This is a genomic window from Blautia acetigignens (assembly GCF_025566865.1).
GTDB classification, from domain to species: domain Bacteria; phylum Bacillota; class Clostridia; order Lachnospirales; family Lachnospiraceae; genus Blautia_A; species Blautia_A acetigignens.
On record NZ_JAOQJM010000002.1, the window covers coordinates 409,410 to 427,735 of the forward strand.

Genomic DNA, 18,326 nt, shown 5'->3' on the forward strand with positions numbered 1-18,326 from the left:
GGCACCTCCTACGGAATATAAGATAATGGAATGCGGACGGTGAAGGTAGTTCCCTCTCCTTCCTTACTCTCAACCTGAATGTTGCCGTGATGCTTGGTCACCGCACTTCTGGTAATGGCAAGTCCAAGCCCTGTACCGCCGATTTCCTTGGAATGAGATTTGTCCACACGGTAGAATCTCTCAAAGATCCTTCCAATGGATTCCTCTGGAATTCCCATGCCGGAATCTGCAACCTTCACATAAAAATACTTGTGGTCTGCATCCAGAGTCACGCGCACCCATCCGTCATCTACATTGTATTTGATACCGTTTTCTACTAAATTGCTGATTGCAAGGGTAAACTTCACCTCATCCACATCTGCCTCCACAGGACGGAAGCTGTCCAGGATCAGATCAATGTGCCGCTTATCTGCAATTGGACGAAGTCTTTTCAGAATGTCCTCAAGAAGCTGATTGATATTCAGATGCTCTACATTTAGGTCAGCAGCCTTCTTATCCAGCTTCACCAGGGAAAGAAGATCGGTAATGATCTTATTCTCACGGTCGATCTCAGCTGTAATGTCGCTCATGAACTCCTGATAAAGCTCTTCCGGTACTCCCTCCTGGCCTACAAGGGAATCCGCAAGCACCTTCATGGAAGTAAGCGGCGTCTTCAGCTCATGGGACACATTGGATACAAATTCATTTCTGGATTCATCCAGTGTCTTCATACGGGAAAGCATCTTATTAAATGCGTCAGTAATCAACGCCGTCTCTGTATAATCCGGAACGGAAATCTCCTCATTCTGATAACCGTCTGTCAGATCCTCGATGGATTTGGTAACTCTTGCAAATGGCTTCACAAGTACAGTGGAAAGCACATATCCAAGAAGCGCAGCAAGCACAATGATAATTCCTGTGATCAGAATGCTCTTCTGCTCCAGTTCCTGAATATTCTCAGCAATCTCATTGGAAGAAAAGCTGATCAGCATAGCTCCCTGAAGCTGCTTCACCTCCGGACTCTTCACCGGAATCGCCATCTCAATTTTCTGTGTTTTGTTGTTATAGCGGCTGGCTTCCTCGCCTTTGAAGCACTTGATCACCATACTGGAGATCAGTGTCTTGCCTTCATCTACGCCATAAGTATCCTTGATAATCCTGTAGTCCCTGTCAACCAGCAGAATTCTGCCATCATATACATTAGACAACAACTCCAGCTTGCTGTTCACATCCTGCGAGCTGGAGTCATTCATATAATTTTCTTTAATTAACAGGTTGCACAGAATGTCACACTGCTTCTCAACGGTCTGCTTGCGCACAGCTACTGCCTTATTCTCGTAAGCAGCTACCATTACATTGGCAACTATGACACTTGGTACGATTCCCAGAATGACCAGAATGATCAGAATACGGAAACGCAGACTTTTTAAGAAGCTTGGTTTCTTTTTCTCTGGCATCTCTTACGCCTGGAAATAATATCCCACACCCCATTTGGTGTGTACATATTTCGGCTCACTGGGATTCGCCTCAATCTTTTCTCTTAAGCGACGGATATGTACATCCACAGTACGGACATCACCAGGATACTCATATCCCCATACGATGTTAAGCAGGTTCTCACGGCTGTATACCTTGTTTGGGTTAAACACCAGAAGCTCCAGCACATCGAATTCCTTGGCAGTCAGATTAATCTCCTTGCCTGCAATAAATACCCGGCGGCTCTCGCAGTCCATCTTCAGGTCTCCTGCCTCGATGGTCTTGGCCTTCTCTTTCTCTTCCTGATTGCTGCCTGCACGGCGCATAATCGCTTTGATTCTTGCTTTTACCTCAAGGATATTAAACGGTTTGGTGATATAATCATCCGCACCATATTCAAGACCAAGGATCTTGTCCATGTCTTCTCCCTTGGCTGTAAGCATTACAATGGGAACATTTGAAAATTCCCTGATCTGCTGGCAAACCTCAAAGCCATCCATCTTGGGAAGCATAAGGTCAAGGAGAATAATATCGTATTTCTTCTCCTTCGCCATCTCAAGGGCTTCCTCACCGTCATAGGCACAGTCAACTTCCATTCCATCCTGCTCCAGGCTGAATCGGATTCCCTTTACGATCAGTTTCTCATCATCTACTACCAAAACTTTCCTGCTCATTCAGACTCTCCCTTATCCAACTGATATCTTATCTTTTATTTTAGAAAAGGTACCTTCTTTGATACCTTCTACATTCATAATTTCTTCTATGGAGGCGAATCCTCCATGTTCTTCTCTGTATGCAATAATAGCTTCTGCCTTGGACTGACCAATTCCGCTCAGGGTACAAAGCTGCGCAGCATCTGCAGTATTCAGATTAATGCCGGAATTACTTCCAACCCCTTCTGCCAAGCTGTCTTCTGAATTTCCTTCTCTGCCAGTGTCCTCTGACGCACCGCTTTGCAGTGCTTCCGGTACTTTTGAGGCAAGTGCTTCCAGATTCTCTGCAATTTCTTCCTCTGTGGGAACATAAATCTGCTGCCCATCCGTAAGGCTTCTGGCTCTGTTCAGATAGTTCTGTGCTGCCTCAGGCAAATACCCTCCGGCTGCATCTACCGCCTGAAAAATACGGCTTCCTTCATCCAGCTCATATACTCCTGGATTTGCAACCGCTCCGCATACATCTACAAATATGGTCTGTGGAATCTGTGTCATCAGAGGAACGTCATCTCCTGAAACCGGATTATCAAGTTCTCCGGGGTCCGTCTGTTTTTCCCCAGTGCTGCCTGTGGCTTTGGCATTCTCTGTACCTTCGATACGATCTGTATCACCTGCAATTTCTTCCAGAAAAACATCCTCGCGGCTCGTACATCCTGTCATACATACTGCCGCCAAGACTGCAAATAAAGCTATCCGGATTCCACATATAAGCTTCTTTTTTCTTTCCATGTCGGTTCCCCTTTCCGCTTTTTGTCAAGGTTCCCCGCCACTCATGCTTTACCTCATCTATTTTAACGAAACTTTACATTTTTTACAATACCATTTCTAAATTTTATCAACCTTTTATTTTTTTGACACTCATATCCTTTTTATCATTATTTCTCCCATTTAAATATGACAATTCCTACAATTGCAATGGCCATGCCAAGCAGTCTGCGCCACTCAAAATCCACTTTTTCTACTCCGAATAAGCCAAATAATTCTATTACATAAGCCACTGCCAGCTGGGAAATGACGATCAGCATGGCTGCTCTGGCAGGGCCTAAGCTTCCCATACTCTGGATCACTGTAATGGTGATAAAGGCACCGATCACACCTCCAAGCAGGGTATATTTATTCTCCACCTGCCACAGGGCTGCAATGCTGTCCCTTCCTGTAAAGATCCATGCCAGCACACAGACCGCAAATGCAGACAGCTGCACCCATCCGGTAGACACCCACAAGCTGGTCTGCTTGGTCACTTCCGTATTAAATACTCCCTGAATGCTCATCAATGCACCAGATATCAATGCCACAAGAATTCCCCACATATAATACCTCCATAAGCGTCCTATACTTCCAGATTCTTTCTTTGATTCAATTAACATTCTGCCGTTTTCCCCAAAGATGCTCCCTTTCTTTGGAAGAAAAGGAGGTGCTCTTCCGGCACCTCCACAATAGTATTATATGTATTTTTCAAAGATTCATTCACTTCGCAAGTTTTTCACTTTTTTTCGTAACACAGCAGTGACAATAATTAGATGACGATAAGATCCAGAGAAAAGCTGGGATGATAATAGCGAGAACTCCTGTATTCCATACCATATGAAGCAGCATAGCCACCAATGTGCAGACAGGAAGTACTTTTCCAGTCAGCAGGTAAGTCTTATAGCTTGCTTCGTAGATTTCTTCCTTCTCCGCTTCGTCACAGCTTGCGAGCCACTGCTCCTGAAATTTCATAGAAGTAGGGTCGCCTTTCTTCTCCGGATAAAGTCTCTGGACCAGCTTTACATAGCGAACCTGCCACAAACTAAAATATCCGACCAGTCCCAAAAACACGACGATTTCTGCTAAAAACATCCATGTCTCACCTGTGCTCTGGCTTTCAATATATTTCATAGAATATCCTGGTGAAATAATCAGCATCATAAGAACGGTTCCCACTGTACTTGCAATCATACCCCAGCTGGAGGACACCTCAATGCGATACTGCAGTTCATGATATTCATCGTCCCCAGCATCCTGCATCTGTTTTCCCATTCTCTTCATCTTCCCATAATTGGTCTCGCAGATCACAAGACAGATTGCACCGCAAATACATTCCAGCATTAATGCATGATCACGTACCGCAAAAAGAAAAGCATCCATTCCATGCCCGATAACTGCTATATAATCCTCTCCGCTAAACGCTGTAACAAAACCAACAATTCCTCCGACAACACCGCCTGCTGCCATGAGCAGTATCATCTTTAAATATGAATTCATTTTCTTCTTAGATTTTCCCTTATTCATCTTCTTCATCCTCCGCATAAATAAAAATATCTTCCACTGTCACCCGGCAGATCTTTGCCAGCTTCAGAGCCAGGGTTACTGACGGCGAGTAATCCCCGCGCTCAATAAGACTGATGGTCTGTCTGGATACTCCTGCAAGCTTCCCCATATCAGCCTGATTGATTCCCAGCCGCGCCCGGTATTCCTTCAAACGGTTCTCCAGTGCCATTTCTTTTCCTTTCTTCTGCCGTGGATGGCAGATTTCTCTTTCGTGTAAGCTGCGCATAAGAATGACTTGTTTCTTTGTCATTTTGACAAGTATATTTGTCATTTCATATTGTTGCTATTGTAGCATTGACAACTTTACTTGTCAACTGTATTTTTCCAAAATAATTCCTTGTCTGAAAATTTATACCTCCTGCACAAAATTTCATAGAAATTTCTATATTTTCCACCTATCCAATCCGCCCATCAGTTGGTATAATAAGTCCAACATCAGATGACTGTCGAACGTACGGACATTCATCACGAAAGGAGAAAAGATATGGCTGACGAAATGAACAAGAGCACACCAGTTGAAGAGGAAATTGAGATCATCACTCTCACTGACGAGAACGGAGAAGACATGGACTTTGAATTTCTGGATCAGATTGATTATGAAGGAAAGCGCTACGCAGTTCTTCTCCCGCCAATCGAGGACGTGGAAGGTGAAGAGGAAAACGAGGATGAGGAAGTTCTGATCCTTCAGGTCGAGGAAGGTAGAAATGACGAAGCAGAGAGCTACGTTTTTGTTGATGATGACGATATTCTCTCCGCCGTTTTTGATATTTTCAAAGAGAAATTCAAAGACGAATTCGACTTCGCAGAAGAATAAGACTATCGAACCCGGGTCTTTTCAGACAAAAAAGATACCCCGAAAGCACATCAAAAACATGCTTTCAGAGTATCTTTTTTCATTGGCCAAGAAGAACTTCTGTGCCAAATTTTTACTGTAATTTATGCCAGACACTCATCCAGAATCTCTGCCATCTCATCAATATCTGCCTTTGTGATCACAAGAGGAGGCACAATACGAAGCACATCGCTTCCAGCAGAAATAACCAGAAGCTTCTTCTCCAGAGCCTTCTTTACAACCTCCCCAACCGGACGTCCCTGGATCACAATTCCCTGCATGAATCCCATGCCTCTTCTTGCAGCTGCGCACTCATGCTTTGCCACAAGCTCATCCAGTTTTTTCTCCAGGTATGGGGTCAGTTCCTGTACATGAGTCAGGATCATATCCCTCTCATAAATGTCGAAAACCTTGCTTACTGCAGCGCATGCAAATGGATTTCCGCCGTAAGTTGTACCGTGGTCTCCCGGCTTCAGGGAAGCCTGTGCCACCTTCTTATTCAGCACAAAAGCACCCACCGGAACACCGCATCCAAGTGCTTTTGCACAGGTCATAATATCCGGCTGAACACCGTATGCCTGCCATGCAAAATAGTATCCGGTACGTCCCATTCCGCACTGAATTTCATCCAGAATAAGGATAATATCCTTCTCATCACACAGGGCACGAACTCCCTCCAAGAACTCTCTTTCTGCCGGATAAATGCCGCCTTCTCCCTGTACCGTTTCCATAATAATGGCACAGGTTTTGTCTGTGATCTGTGCTTTTACGCTGTCCAAGTCATTAAAATCAGCGAACTTAACGCCGCCCATTAAAGGCTCAAACGGCTCACGGTAATGGGCATTTCCAGTAACAGAAAGCGCGCCGATGGATCTTCCATGGAAAGAATGATTCATGGCAATGATCTCATGATCTGCATGGCCGTCACGGATATATGCGTACTTCTTTGCAGCTTTTAAAGCTCCCTCAATGGCCTCTGTACCGCTGTTTGTGAAAAAAGCCTTATCCATACGGCTTGCATTTACAAGCTTGGCACCAGCCTCAGTCATAGGCTCATTGTAATATAAATTGGAAATATGAGTCAGCCTATCGATCTGTTCTTTCAGTGCTTCGTCATATCCAGGATAGTGATATCCAAGGGAATTTACAGCAATTCCAGCTGCAAAATCCAGGTATTTTTTGCCCTCGGAATCGTACAAATGTACTCCTTCTCCATGGTCAAATACAACTGGAAAACGATTATATGTGTGAAGAATACTAGCTTCTGATTCTTCCATCTGATTATTCATGTTCATGGTAATATTTCTCTCCGTCCTCTCTTAAAATAGCGGTTCCAATACCTTTGTTTGTGAAGATTTCCAGCAGTAAACTGTGAGGAATTCTTCCGTCAAGAATATGAACCCGGTTAACTCCATGCTCGATTGCCTCGATACAGTTGTTCAGTTTCGGAATCATTCCGCCGCCTACAAAACCGTCCTCAATCAGCTTCCTTGCTTCCTGAATATGAAGCTCAGAAATCAGGGATGACGAATCATCTTTGTCCTTGTAAACGCCTTCGATATCGGAAAGAAATGCGAGTTTTTCTGCGTGAACAGCCTCTGCAATGGCACATGCAGCATCATCTGCATTGATATTGTAACTGTCATAATTATCGTCAAATCCAATTGGGAAAACGATCGGAAGGAAGTCTTTTTCCAGCAAATCGTACAGGATTTTCGGGTTTACACTTGTGATATCTCCAACAAATCCAATGTCCTCTCCACCTGAATATTTCTTCTTGCATTTCAGCAGTCCGCCGTCTTTTCCGCTGATACCAACAGCCTGTACGCCAAGGGATTCCACATGAGTAACCAGCTCTTTGTTGACCTTTGCAAGAACCATTTCTGCAATCTCCATGGTCTGGGCATCGGTTACGCGAAGTCCGTTGATGAACTTGGCTTCCATGCCAACCTTTCCAACCCATTTGCTGATTTCCTTGCCGCCGCCATGTACAATGATCGGCTTGAAGCCAACCAGCTTCAGAAGAACGACGTCCTTGATCACGTTTGCCTTCAGTTCTTCATCCAGCATAGCGCTTCCGCCATATTTTACTACTACGATTTTACGGTTAAAACGCTGTATATAAGGAAGTGCCTCGATCAGCACCTCTGCCTTGTCCAGATATTTCTGATTTACCATCTTTCTTTCCCTCTTTTTTATGAACGATAATCTGCGTTGATCTTTACATAATCATAGGTAAGATCGCAGCCCCATGCAGTGGCTGTGGCATCTCCCATTTTCATATCTGCGATTGCGGTTACCTCATCCTCAGAAAGGATTTTGGTCGCTTCAGCCTCATCATATCCTGTGGAAACACCGTTCTCAATGATCTTTAATTTGCCTGCCCGGCTCTCAAAATATAGGTCAACCTTCTCCGGATCAAACTGTACTCCGGAGTATCCCATTGCACACAAAATACGTCCCCAGTTTGCATCATGGCCATAAATCGCAGCCTTTGTCAGGGAAGAAGTTACTACAGATTTGCTCAGGGTAACTGCGTCTTCTTTGGTCTTTGCGCCAAGAATCTTCACCTCAAAAAGTGCGGTTGCTCCCTCTCCGTCACCTGCGATTTTCTTGGAAAGACAAGTGTTGATATAGTTCAGAGCTTCCATAAATTTATCAAAATCAGCGCCCTCTTCTGTGATTTCCGGGTTGCCTGCCATGCCGTTTGCAAGAAGCAGAACGGTATCATTTGTGGAAGTATCTCCATCAACGGAAACCATGTTAAAGGTATCTTTGATGTTGGCACTTAATGCTTTCTGAAGCATTTCTTTGGAGATTGCAGCGTCGGTTGTGACAAATCCAAGCATAGTGCACATGTTCGGATGGATCATTCCGGAACCCTTGCACATACCGCCTACGGTAACGGTTTTTCCGCCGATTTCAATCTGCACGGCTACTTCCTTTTTTACTGTATCAGTGGTCATGATCGCCTTGGCAGCCTCTGTTCCTGCCTCCAGGGAACCGTCCAGCTTCGGTGCCATTGCCTTAACGCCATTTACAATTCGGTCAATGGGAATCTGCATTCCGATAACACCTGTGGATGCAACCAGAACACTGTCTGCCGGGATTACAAGAATCTCAGCAGCTGCATCTGCAGTTGCCTTGCAGTAGCCATATCCTTCCGCACCTGTACATGCATTTGCAATACCGCTGTTGCAGATCACAGCCTGTGCTGCCGGGTGATTATAAACCACATCCTGATCCCATTTTACCGGAGCTGCCTTCACCACATTTGTAGTAAAAGTACCAGCTGCCACACATGGAACTTCGCTGTAAACCATAGCCATATCTGTACGGCCTTTGTATTTGATTTCTGCTGCTGTTGCTGCTGCCTTGAAGCCTTTGGCAGCGGTAACACCGCCTGTAATTATTTCCATAATACTGCTCCTCCTTTGCCCTTTTTGGGCAAATTTATCATCTTTATTTCTGCAAAAACAGCTCTATAAGATTCAATATACTCGTCTCTGATTTCTCTATTACGGATACATCGGAACCTGTAATAAGCCCTCTGCCTCATTAAATCCAAACATCAGGTTCATATTCTGGACAGCCTGGCCTGCAGCACCTTTTACCAGGTTGTCAATAGCACCCATCATGATGATCCTGTGTGTTCTCGGGTCGATCTTGAAGTTCACATCCACGTAGTTGCTGCCTTCCACCCATTTGGTCTGCGGGCATACATCTTTATCAAGAACACGTACAAATGTCTCGTTCTCATAGCATGCATCATAAGCTGCTTTTACTTCTTCATAGGTAACATCCTTGGTCAAAGAAGCGTATGCAGTTACCAGAATTCCTCTGTTCATTGGAACAAGATGAGGGGTAAAATTGATGGTTACTTCCTGTCCGCATGCATAGCCTAACTGGTCCTCGATCTCCGGTGTATGTCTGTGTGTGGCAACGCCGTAGGCCTTGATATTCTCATTTACTTCGCAGTAAAGATTATCTACCTTGGCACCTCTTCCCGCACCTGTTGTTCCGGATTTCGCATCAATAATGATGGTGTTCGGATCGATCATTCCTGCTTTTAAAAGCGGGTAAATAGACAGTGTAGAGCAGGTTGGATAGCATCCCGGGTTAGCGATCAGGCGGGCTTTTTTGATGTCCTCACGGTTGATCTCGCAAAGTCCGTAAACAGCCTCATCAATAAACTGTGGGGATTTGTGCTCGATTCCGTACCATTTCTCATATTTCTTTACATCCTTAATACGGAAATCCGCACTTAAGTCGATCACTTTTGCTCTGGAAAGGATTCCCTCATTTACAAGAGATGCACACAATCCCTGCGGTGTTGCAGTAAAAATCACATCTACCTCATCCGCAAGAGCTTCCATATTATCATCCATACATTTGGCATCTACCAGTTTAAAAAAGTTCTGATAGATTCCTGCATATTTTTTATCAATATAACTTCTGGAGCCATACCATGCTACTTCTACCTCTTTATGTCCAAGAAGAAGGCGCGCAATTTCGTTTCCGGCGTATCCGGTTGCTCCAATAATTCCAGCTTTAATCATTTCATTATCCTCCGTATTTGCAACGTTGAATAAATTATACATCTTCTCTGCATATTATGCAATAGTGATTTTTTCTTTATTTTTACGCTTCTGTCAACTTTTTTGTGCAGTTTATTGCGTGTTTACCTATTAAATGATGTATTTTTATGCAAAGATTTTTTAAAATTTTCTTAAATTTCCTATTGCATATTTATGAGTATTGTTGTATATTATTCTTTGTTGATAGCAATCGGCAAGTAAGAGCCGTTATCACAATGAATATTTATTCAAAATTTAATACGAATTATAACCCTATCTGTTTCAGAGGGATAAGAGAAAAGAGGTAAATATTATGAAAGAAAAAGTTGTACTTGCATATTCAGGCGGACTTGATACCACAGCACTGATTCCGTGGCTGAAAGAAACATTTGATTATGATGTAGTTTGCTGCTGCGTAAACTGCGGACAGGGAAATGAGCTGGACGGTCTTGAAGAGAGAGCCAAACTTTCCGGCGCTTCCAAATTATATATTGAAGACATCGTAGATGATTTCTGCGACAACTATATTATGCCATGCGTAGAGGCAGGCGCTGTATACGAGCACAAATATCTTCTTGGAACATCCATGGCTCGTCCGGCTATCGCTAAGAAGCTGGTTGAGATTGCAAGAAAAGAGAACGCAGTTGCAATCTGCCACGGCGCTACCGGTAAAGGAAACGACCAGATCCGTTTCGAGCTTGGAATCAAGGCTCTTGCTCCGGACATTAAGATCATCGCTCCATGGCGTATGACAGATGTATGGACCATGCAGTCCCGTGAAGATGAGATCGCATTCTGCCAGGCACACGGCATCAACCTTCCATTTGATGCTAAGCACAGCTACAGCCGTGACCGTAACCTGTGGCACATCAGCCATGAGGGACTTGAGCTTGAGGATCCGTCACAGGCTCCGAACTACGACGATATGTTAGTTCTCAGCGTAACTCCTCAGAAAGCTCCAGATAAAGAAACTGAGATCACTATGACTTTCGAAGCTGGTGTTCCGAAAACCTTAAACGGAAAAGCAATGAAGGTTTCCGAGATCATCACCGAGCTGAACAAGATCGGCGGAGAGAACGGAATCGGAATCATCGATATCGTAGAGAACCGTGTTGTCGGCATGAAATCCCGTGGTGTTTATGAGACTCCTGGCGGAACCATCCTGATGGCAGCGCATGAGCAGCTTGAAGAACTGATCCTTGACCGTGAGACTCTTGAGACCAAGAAGAAACTTGGCAGCCAGTTTGCACAGGTTGTTTACGAAGGAAAATGGTTCACACCTCTTCGTGAGGCAATCCAGGCATTCGTAGAGTCCACACAGAAATATGTAACTGGTGAAGTGAAATTCAAGCTTTACAAGGGCAACATCATCAAAGCCGGAACAACTTCTCCATACAGCCTTTACAATGAGTCTCTTGCTTCCTTCACAACTGGTGATATGTATGATCACCACGACGCAGACGGATTTATCACTCTGTTCGGTCTGCCGCTGAAGGTTCGTGCAATGAAGCTCGCTGAAGTTGAAAGCCAGAAACAGACCAACGACTGATCTTCATAAAAAATAAAAAGCATAAAAATATCACCGGGAGGTTCGGATTTCTCCCGGTGATATTTTTATGTAAACTTTTTCAATTGAGCAGTGCCTGTCCTCATTCTTTCTGATCATGAAATGTTTTCTAGGAAATCTTCACTTTTTTCTTATCTAATCTTGCATATACCCATTCACGAAACAGAGTATATAATACGGAAACCAATGGAATAAAAATCAGCATTCCCACGATTCCCATAAGATTTCCGCCAAGCGTCACCGCCATCAATACCCAGATAGCCGGAAGTCCTACGGAATTCCCGACCACATGAGGATAAATAAGATTGCCTTCAATCTGCTGCAGGATCACAAACAAGCCCAGAAACATGAACGCCTTCAGCGGACTTACCATAAGGATCAGGAAGAAGCCCACCCAGCAGCCGATAATTCCTCCGAACACAGGAATCAGTGCAGTAAAACTGATCAGTACCCCGATGAGCATTGCATACGGAAATCTGCCGATGGTCATGGTTACAAAGAACATGCTTCCCAGAATGACTGCCTCAATACATTGCCCTGTAATAAAGCTTGCAAATATTTTACTTGCCAGTGTACACACATGGCTTTGATATTCCACTACTTTTACCGGCAAAATAGCATATGTAGCTTTCAGAACCTGTTTTCCAAGCTTTTCTTTCTGCAGAAGCACATAGCAGGCAAACACAAATCCAATTGCAAAATTCACTGCCATACTTACAATTCCCATAGTTACAGTTATGGTGGAGGATACCAGATTATCGGCTCCGTTTTTCAGCACACTCACTATAGAATCAAGGATCTTCTGCGGATCAATTTCAATGGCTGATGCCCATTTTACGATTTCAGAATCTCCATTGAAGGTATCTGTAATCCACTTCTGGGCAAGAGGAATATCTTCCTCCACCTTCTTCACTACGCTTACTAAGGTTGTACCAAGCTCAGGGGCTACAACCAGCACCACGATCAGTATCAGCAAAATCACAAATACAATGGAAAGTACCAGACTTACAGGTCTTGCAAGCTTCGAAGCAGCTTTCCCTGCTTTATTGTTCTTTTCTCTTACTTTCCCGAAAAGATGTCGTTCTATAAAAGACATAGGCACGTTCAATACAAATGCCATAGCTCCTCCCAACACAAAAGGCAGAAGCAGCCCCCACAAAAGCTTTACATATTTCAGAACCACAGCAAGATTCTGTATCCCCAGATAAAGAAGCACAGCAAATGCAATCAGCCACCGTATCTTTCTCATGTTCTCTTTATTCAGTTCCACGATCTACCGCCTTTCTTTTATCTTCAAAAAGATTTTGTTCTGTCTATCTTATCACAAAATCTGCATTTTTACCAGTTGCCATCCCTTTTTCTCACCATATTTTTTTCTCCAACTCTGTATATTTTCTCGGATTTATTGACACTTTCTTTTATAAAATGTATAATAATTCATGAAGACAATAACGCTCTTACGAGCGTATTTTTTTTATAATAATAAGCCAGTTGCTTCAATTTCTGGCAAGAAGGAGGTAGCATCACCAAATGAAACAGATATCAGGCAATAAATTGCTGGTAAAGGCACTGAAAGAAGAAGGTGTAGAATATATTTTCGGCTATCCCGGAGCATGCACCATTGATATCAGCGACGAACTATATAAACAGGACGATATTACAGTAATCCTTCCCCGCCATGAACAGGCACTGGTGCACGCAGCAGATGCTTATGCCCGTACTACAGGCAAGGTTGGCGTTTGTCTTGTTACAAGCGGTCCCGGTGCCACGAATCTTGTCACAGGACTTGCCACTGCAAATTATGACAGTGTTCCGCTTGTATGTTTCACAGGACAGGTTGCCCGTCATCTGATTGGAAATGACGCTTTCCAGGAGGTTGACATTGTGGGAATTACAAGGAGCATCACCAAATACGGAGTTACCGTCCGTAACCGCGAGGATCTGGGACGTATCATCAAAGAAGCCTTTTATATTGCCCGCACAGGACGTCCGGGACCGGTTCTGATCGACCTGCCCAAGGATGTTATGGCTGAGCTTGGCAGCCCGGAGTACCCTAAGAATGTTAATATCCGCGGCTATAAGCCTAATATCAGTGTTCACATCGGACAGCTCAAGCGAGCACTTAAAACCCTGGCCAAGGCAAAGAAGCCTCTTTTCCTTGCCGGCGGAGGTATCAATATTTCCCGTGCAAATGATGTTTTCCTTGAGGTTGTAGAGAAAACCGGAGTTCCGGTAGTTACCACCGTTATGGGACGAGGTGCCATCCCTACCAATCACCCGCTTTTTATTGGAAACCTTGGCATGCACGGTGCCTACGCGGCCAATATGGCAGTGAGCAACTGTGACGTTTTATTTTCCATCGGAACACGTTTTAATGACCGTATCACAGGCAAGCTCCATGAGTTTGCTCCGAATGCCCAGATTATCCATATTGATATTGATACAGCTTCTATTTCCCGTAATATCCATGTGGATATTCCCATTGTTGCAGATGCCAGAGAAGCCCTTACAAAAGCTTCCGAATATGTAGAAAATTATACCAGCCAAAAATGGCTCAATGAAATTAGCGGCTGGAAGCAGGAGCATCCCCTTGCAATGCGTCCTAATGACCGGTTAAGTCCGGTTGATATTATAAATGAAATTAACCAGCAGTTTGAGGAAGCAATCATTGTAACTGATGTAGGTCAGCATCAGATGCTGGTTTCCCAGTATGCCCAGATTACTCCAGGCAAGCAGCTGATCATGTCCGGCGGTCTTGGAACTATGGGATACGGTTTTCCTGGCGGTGTTGGTGCCAAAATCGGCAACCCTGACAAACCTGTTATTGTCATCTCAGGCGATGGCGGCATGCAGATGAATATTCAGGAATTTGCCACAGCCGTTCTGGAAGAGCTTCCTCTGATCCTTTGCGTATTCAATAACGAATATCTGGGTATGGTACGCCAGTGGCAGAAGCTTTTCTACGGCAAACGCTACAGTATGACCAACCTTCGTTCCGGTGCCCTTTCACGGCGTACCAACGGAGAAGAATATCCTGAATATACACCGGATTTTGTAAAGCTGGCAGAGAGCTATGGTGCTAAGGGCATCCGTGTTTTCAACAAAACAGAAGTGGCTGCAGCGTTTGAGGAAGCAAAGAAGAATACCAAGGTTCCTACTCTGATTGAATTTGTAATTGATCCGGAAGAAATGGTTTATCCTATGATAAAGCCAGGTGGAACTCTGGAAGATCTGATCATGGATTGCTGATCCTACAGAAGAAATTACAATATTAAAGCATTTAAGTAACTATTCAGCAAATACTGAACAGTTACGCATTTAAACACAAATATTCAGGAGGTATCTTCTATGGCGGATAAAGGAATGAAAAAAAGATGGATTTCTCTCTATGTAGAGAATCAGGTTGGTGTATTGTCCAAAATTTCCGGTCTTTTCTCCGGTAAATGCTACAATCTGGACAGTCTCACAGTAGGTACTACAGAAGATCCAACCGTTTCCAGAATGACAATTGCTACGGTAAGTGATGATGAGACCTTTGAACAGATCAAAAAACAGTTAAACCGTATGGTAGAGGTTATTAAGGTCATTGATTTCACTAACACCTTCGTGCGAATGAAAGAAATCCTTTACATTAAAGTGTTCAATTGCTCTTCAGAAGATAAAGTGGAGCTTTTCCAAATTGCAGAAACCTTTAAAGCAAGAGTCATTGATTACGGTAAAGACAGTCTGCTTCTGGAATTTGTACAGACCGCTACCAAAAATGACGCAGTTGTCAAGCTGATCAAAGAAGAATTCGGCCGAATCGAGGTAGTCCGCGGCGGAAGCGTTGGAATCGAATCTATCAGTATGATGGAGCGATAATAAAATTGATCTGCAATAAAAACCCCTCCTTGACGGGAGGGGATTTATATGTCAAAAACCGTATTTTACAGGAGTGATTATTTATTATGAAAAAACAGCAAATACCATTGAAAAACTCACTGCTTCTCCTGCTTACTGCTACCATCTGGGGAATTTCATTTGTTGCCCAAAGTGAAGGCGGTGACGCAGTCGGAGCATTTACCTTTAATGCCACACGAAACCTGATTGGCTCGCTTGTGCTGGTTCCGGTAATCCTTCTCCTTGGCAGACTAAATCCATCCGGCAAGGCTGTAAGCAGCTCTTCCGCATCTGAAGGCAATATTTTTTCCCGCAACCGCACTTTGATTCTTGGAGGTGTTTCCTGCGGCATTTGCCTGTGTCTTGCATCTAACTTTCAACAGGTTGGAATTTCCTATACTTCTGTTGGAAAGGCCGGCTTTATCACAGCCTGCTATATTGTAATCGTACCAATCCTTGGTCTTTTTATGAAAAAAAAATGCAGCCCGTTTATCTGGATGGCAATTATTCTGGCACTTATAGGGCTTTATCTTCTTTGCATTACAGATGGCTTTTCTATCGGTAAAGGAGATATCCTGGTACTGATCTGTGCATTTCTTTTTTCCCTGCATATTCTGGTAATTGACTATTTTTCCCCTCATGTAGACGGAGTGAAAATGTCCTGTATTCAGTTTCTGGTTTGCGGAATTCTCACTGCAATACCGGCACTGATTTTTGAACATCCACAGCTTTCTGCGTTCAAGGGTGCATGGGGTTCCATCCTGTATGCAGGTGTTATGTCCTGCGGAGTTGCCTATACCCTCCAGATTATAGGGCAAAAGAACATGAACCCTACAGTAGCTTCTCTGATTTTAAGCCTTGAGTCCTGTATTTCTGTTCTTGCCGGCTGGATTCTCCTGGGACAGAAATTAAGTGTAAAAGAAATCATTGGCTGTATAATCATGTTCTGCGCAATCGTGTTGGCACAGCTGCCTCAGAAAAATCCAAAAGAAGCATAAAGCATTTTCAGCTGACAGCGTATCATTCTATAAAAAACAGGAAGAACCGCTCTCTATTGTTAATATAGAGAATGGCTCTTCCTGTTTTTGTTATCAGTCTTTATTTTCCTGGCATATCAGCCATTATACAGCTGATAATATTTGCCCTTCTGAGCAATCAGTTCGTCATGAGATCCTCTCTCAATTACACGCCCCTGCTCCAGAACCATAATGCAGTCACTGTTTCTGACAGTAGATAATCTATGTGCAATTGCAAATGTAGTTCTGCCCTCCATCAGCTTATCCATACCGTCCTGTACCAGCTTCTCAGTACGGGTATCAATGGAACTGGTAGCCTCATCCAGAATCAGTACGGGAGGATCTGCAACTGCTGCTCTGGCAATTGCCAGAAGCTGTCTCTGACCCTGACTTAAATTGGCTCCATTATTGCGCAGCATAGTCTGATAGCCATCCGGCAGCCTGCGGATAAATCCATCTGCGTTAGCCAGTCTGGCTGCTGCAATTACTTCCTCGTCTGTGGCATCCAACTTACCATAACGGATATTCTCCATAACAGTTGTGGTAAACAGATTGGTATCCTGAAGAACGATTCCCATGGAGCGTCTCAGATCACCTTTTTTAATCTTATTGATATTAATTCCATCATATCGAATCTTGCCATCCTGAATATCATAGAAACGGTTCAAAAGATTCGTGATAGTTGTTTTTCCGGCTCCGGTAGAACCTACAAATGCAATCTTCTGTCCCGGCTTCGCATACATCCGCACATCGTGAAGCACGATCTTATCATCACGATAACCAAAATCTACGCCATCAAGAACAATATCGCCCTTCAGCTCGATATAATCAGTTGTTCCTGTAGCTTTGTGATAATGCTTCCATGCCCAGCGTCCGGTGCGCTTCTGAGACTCCACAAGCTTTCCATTCTCTTCCTTCACATTTACCAGAGTTACATATCCCTCATCAACCTCCGGCTTCTCATCAAGAAGATCAAAAATACGCTTGGCACCGGCAAGAGCCATAACAATGCTGTTAAATTGCTGGCTCACCTGATTGATCGGCTGACTGAAGCTCTTATTAAAGGTGAGGAAGCTTGCCAGACCGCCAAGTGTAAATCCACCGATTCCGTTTACTGCCAGAACGCCGCCGACAATTGCACAAAGTACATAGCTGATATTTCCGATCTGTGCACAGGTAGGCATCAGAACATTGGCAAATTTATTGGCATTGTTCGCACTCTCAAACAGTTGGTCATTCAGTTCATTAAATTTACTAAGACTCTCCTCCTCATGGCAGAAAACCTTAACAACCTTCTGGCCCTCCATCATCTCCTCAATATATCCGTTTACAATACCAAGGTTCTTCTGCTGTTCCATAAAGTACTTACCACTAAGACCGGCAAGATTTTTGCTGGCAACCAGCATAACCCCAACCATAAACAATGTCACAATGGTAAGAGGTACATTCAGAATAATCATACTTACCAAAACGCTGACAATGGTAATCACACTGGAAATCAGCTGTGGAATACTCTGACTGATCATCTGACGCAGGGTGTCAATATCATTTGTATAAATGGACATGATATCACCGTGTGCATGCGTATCAAAATATTTAACCGGCAGGGTCTCCATACGCTCAAACATCTCATTTCTAAGATTGCGCAGAGTTCCCTGACTGACATAAATCATCAGCCGGTTATATGTATAGGTGCAGCCTACACCAATGGCATAAAAGCAGGCAACTCGCAGGATTGCCATAGCCAGAGGGTGGAAATCCGGTGTCTCTGATTTCAGAAGAGGCAAAATGTACTGGTCAATCAAAGTCTTGGTAAACATAGTACCCTGTACATTGGCAAGAACGCTGACTACAATTCCAATCACTACAAGAATAATATGGATTCTGTAATTTTTAACAATATATGCCAATAGCCTTTTCAGCATTTTGCCTGGATTCTCTACCATAGGACCGGAACGAAAAGCAGCGCCTCCCCTT

The 18,326-nt window shown here is 43.8% G+C and carries 17 protein-coding genes; 5 read left to right on the forward strand and 12 right to left on the reverse strand.

Annotation, left to right across the window (positions count from 1 at the left end; genetic code table 11):
- Positions 1-8 precede the first annotated feature (8 nt).
- The 6 genes from OCV70_RS04730 to OCV70_RS04755 all read right to left on the reverse strand — a co-directional run bounded on the left by OCV70_RS04730 (position 9) and on the right by OCV70_RS04755 (position 4,647).
- Positions 9-1,436, reverse strand: coding sequence for a sensor histidine kinase (locus OCV70_RS04730; RefSeq protein WP_117853175.1), 1,428 nt, complete (start codon positions 1,434-1,436; stop codon positions 9-11).
- Positions 1,437-1,439: 3 nt separating this feature from the next.
- Positions 1,440-2,129 (reverse strand): response regulator transcription factor, encoded by a 690-nt coding sequence (locus OCV70_RS04735; protein ID WP_021925592.1) that lies wholly within the window; start codon positions 2,127-2,129, stop codon positions 1,440-1,442.
- 12 nt (positions 2,130-2,141) lie between these two features.
- Positions 2,142-2,897 (reverse strand): helix-hairpin-helix domain-containing protein, encoded by a 756-nt coding sequence (locus tag OCV70_RS04740; RefSeq protein WP_243000252.1) that lies wholly within the window; start codon positions 2,895-2,897, stop codon positions 2,142-2,144.
- A gap of 146 nt (positions 2,898-3,043) precedes the next feature.
- Complete coding sequence (locus tag OCV70_RS04745; protein WP_021925594.1) at positions 3,044-3,478, reverse strand: DMT family transporter; 435 nt, start codon at positions 3,476-3,478, stop codon at positions 3,044-3,046.
- A gap of 157 nt (positions 3,479-3,635) precedes the next feature.
- Entirely contained in the window at positions 3,636-4,439 is an 804-nt protein-coding gene (locus tag OCV70_RS04750) for a DUF3169 family protein (protein ID WP_021925595.1), read from the reverse strand.
- Positions 4,432-4,647: a helix-turn-helix transcriptional regulator gene (locus OCV70_RS04755; protein ID WP_117853345.1), complete on the reverse strand. Its 216-nt coding sequence runs from the start codon at positions 4,645-4,647 to the stop codon at positions 4,432-4,434. Before OCV70_RS04755 ends, OCV70_RS04750 begins: the two co-directional genes overlap by 8 nt.
- Before the next feature lie 315 nt (positions 4,648-4,962).
- On the opposite strand from OCV70_RS04755, the gene OCV70_RS04760 reads away from it, so the two are divergent.
- The gene (locus OCV70_RS04760; protein WP_262579292.1) at positions 4,963-5,292 is read left to right on the forward strand and encodes a DUF1292 domain-containing protein; all 330 of its coding nucleotides are present in this window, start codon (positions 4,963-4,965) and stop codon (positions 5,290-5,292) included.
- A 122-nt stretch (positions 5,293-5,414) separates the two neighbouring features.
- Here the strand turns inward: OCV70_RS04760 and OCV70_RS04765 are convergent, their stop codons facing one another.
- The 4 genes from OCV70_RS04765 to argC all read right to left on the reverse strand — a co-directional run bounded on the left by OCV70_RS04765 (position 5,415) and on the right by argC (position 9,869).
- The gene (locus tag OCV70_RS04765; protein ID WP_262579294.1) at positions 5,415-6,605 is read right to left on the reverse strand and encodes an aspartate aminotransferase family protein; all 1,191 of its coding nucleotides are present in this window, start codon (positions 6,603-6,605) and stop codon (positions 5,415-5,417) included.
- On the reverse strand, positions 6,592-7,488 hold the full coding sequence (gene argB / locus OCV70_RS04770; RefSeq protein ID WP_262579295.1) for an acetylglutamate kinase: 897 nt from the start codon (positions 7,486-7,488) through the stop codon (positions 6,592-6,594). The genes OCV70_RS04765 and argB overlap by 14 nt, the downstream gene beginning before the upstream one ends.
- A gap of 17 nt (positions 7,489-7,505) precedes the next feature.
- A complete protein-coding gene (argJ, locus tag OCV70_RS04775; protein ID WP_262579296.1) occupies positions 7,506-8,729 on the reverse strand; it encodes a bifunctional glutamate N-acetyltransferase/amino-acid acetyltransferase ArgJ in 1,224 nt (407 codons plus the stop codon).
- Positions 8,730-8,828: 99 nt separating this feature from the next.
- Positions 8,829-9,869, reverse strand: a complete 1,041-nt coding sequence (gene argC, locus OCV70_RS04780) for an N-acetyl-gamma-glutamyl-phosphate reductase (protein ID WP_021925601.1) — start codon at positions 9,867-9,869, stop codon at positions 8,829-8,831.
- Positions 9,870-10,200: 331 nt separating this feature from the next.
- Here argC and OCV70_RS04785 point away from each other — a divergent pair, with 331 nt between their 5' ends.
- Positions 10,201-11,436: an argininosuccinate synthase gene (locus tag OCV70_RS04785; RefSeq protein ID WP_117853168.1), complete on the forward strand. Its 1,236-nt coding sequence runs from the start codon at positions 10,201-10,203 to the stop codon at positions 11,434-11,436.
- Between the two features lie 127 nt (positions 11,437-11,563).
- Here OCV70_RS04785 and OCV70_RS04790 read toward each other — a convergent pair whose 3' ends face one another.
- Positions 11,564-12,724 carry an AI-2E family transporter gene (locus OCV70_RS04790; protein WP_262579297.1) on the reverse strand — a complete coding sequence of 387 codons (1,161 nt, stop codon included), beginning with the start codon at positions 12,722-12,724 and terminating at the stop codon, positions 11,564-11,566.
- Positions 12,725-12,984: 260 nt separating this feature from the next.
- Between OCV70_RS04790 and ilvB the strand changes: the two genes are divergently transcribed.
- From ilvB to OCV70_RS04805, 3 genes are all read left to right on the forward strand, one after another.
- Entirely contained in the window at positions 12,985-14,703 is a 1,719-nt protein-coding gene (ilvB, locus tag OCV70_RS04795) for a biosynthetic-type acetolactate synthase large subunit (RefSeq protein ID WP_173765163.1), read from the forward strand.
- Positions 14,704-14,802: 99 nt separating this feature from the next.
- On the forward strand, positions 14,803-15,315 hold the full coding sequence (ilvN, locus tag OCV70_RS04800) for an acetolactate synthase small subunit (RefSeq protein WP_021925604.1): 513 nt from the start codon (positions 14,803-14,805) through the stop codon (positions 15,313-15,315).
- Between the two features lie 101 nt (positions 15,316-15,416).
- The gene (locus OCV70_RS04805) at positions 15,417-16,331 is read left to right on the forward strand and encodes a DMT family transporter (protein ID WP_173765339.1); all 915 of its coding nucleotides are present in this window, start codon (positions 15,417-15,419) and stop codon (positions 16,329-16,331) included.
- A 116-nt stretch (positions 16,332-16,447) separates the two neighbouring features.
- Here OCV70_RS04805 and OCV70_RS04810 read toward each other — a convergent pair whose 3' ends face one another.
- Positions 16,448-18,295 carry an ABC transporter ATP-binding protein gene (locus tag OCV70_RS04810; RefSeq protein WP_334292262.1) on the reverse strand — a complete coding sequence of 616 codons (1,848 nt, stop codon included), beginning with the start codon at positions 18,293-18,295 and terminating at the stop codon, positions 16,448-16,450.
- Between the last annotated feature and the right edge of the window lie 31 nt (positions 18,296-18,326).

Excerpts from the sequence above, each read along its gene's own strand:
- OCV70_RS04730 (WP_117853175.1), bottom strand. The coding sequence starts at position 1,436 with ATGCCAGAGAAAAAGAAACCAAGCTTCTTAAAAAGTCTGCGTTTCCGT.
- OCV70_RS04735 (WP_021925592.1), bottom strand. The coding sequence starts at position 2,129 with ATGAGCAGGAAAGTTTTGGTAGTAGATGATGAGAAACTGATCGTAAAG.
- OCV70_RS04740 (WP_243000252.1), bottom strand. The coding sequence starts at position 2,897 with ATGGAAAGAAAAAAGAAGCTTATATGTGGAATCCGGATAGCTTTATTT.
- OCV70_RS04745 (WP_021925594.1), bottom strand. The coding sequence starts at position 3,478 with ATGTGGGGAATTCTTGTGGCATTGATATCTGGTGCATTGATGAGCATT.
- OCV70_RS04750 (WP_021925595.1), bottom strand. The coding sequence starts at position 4,439 with ATGAATAAGGGAAAATCTAAGAAGAAAATGAATTCATATTTAAAGATG.
- OCV70_RS04755 (WP_117853345.1), bottom strand. The coding sequence starts at position 4,647 with ATGGCACTGGAGAACCGTTTGAAGGAATACCGGGCGCGGCTGGGAATC.
- OCV70_RS04760 (WP_262579292.1), top strand. The coding sequence starts at position 4,963 with ATGGCTGACGAAATGAACAAGAGCACACCAGTTGAAGAGGAAATTGAG.
- OCV70_RS04765 (WP_262579294.1), bottom strand. The coding sequence starts at position 6,605 with ATGAACATGAATAATCAGATGGAAGAATCAGAAGCTAGTATTCTTCAC.
- argB (WP_262579295.1), bottom strand. The coding sequence starts at position 7,488 with ATGGTAAATCAGAAATATCTGGACAAGGCAGAGGTGCTGATCGAGGCA.
- argJ (WP_262579296.1), bottom strand. The coding sequence starts at position 8,729 with ATGGAAATAATTACAGGCGGTGTTACCGCTGCCAAAGGCTTCAAGGCA.
- argC (WP_021925601.1), bottom strand. The coding sequence starts at position 9,869 with ATGATTAAAGCTGGAATTATTGGAGCAACCGGATACGCCGGAAACGAA.
- OCV70_RS04785 (WP_117853168.1), top strand. The coding sequence starts at position 10,201 with ATGAAAGAAAAAGTTGTACTTGCATATTCAGGCGGACTTGATACCACA.
- ilvB (WP_173765163.1), top strand. The coding sequence starts at position 12,985 with ATGAAACAGATATCAGGCAATAAATTGCTGGTAAAGGCACTGAAAGAA.
- ilvN (WP_021925604.1), top strand. The coding sequence starts at position 14,803 with ATGGCGGATAAAGGAATGAAAAAAAGATGGATTTCTCTCTATGTAGAG.
- OCV70_RS04810 (WP_334292262.1), bottom strand. The coding sequence starts at position 18,295 with ATGGTAGAGAATCCAGGCAAAATGCTGAAAAGGCTATTGGCATATATT.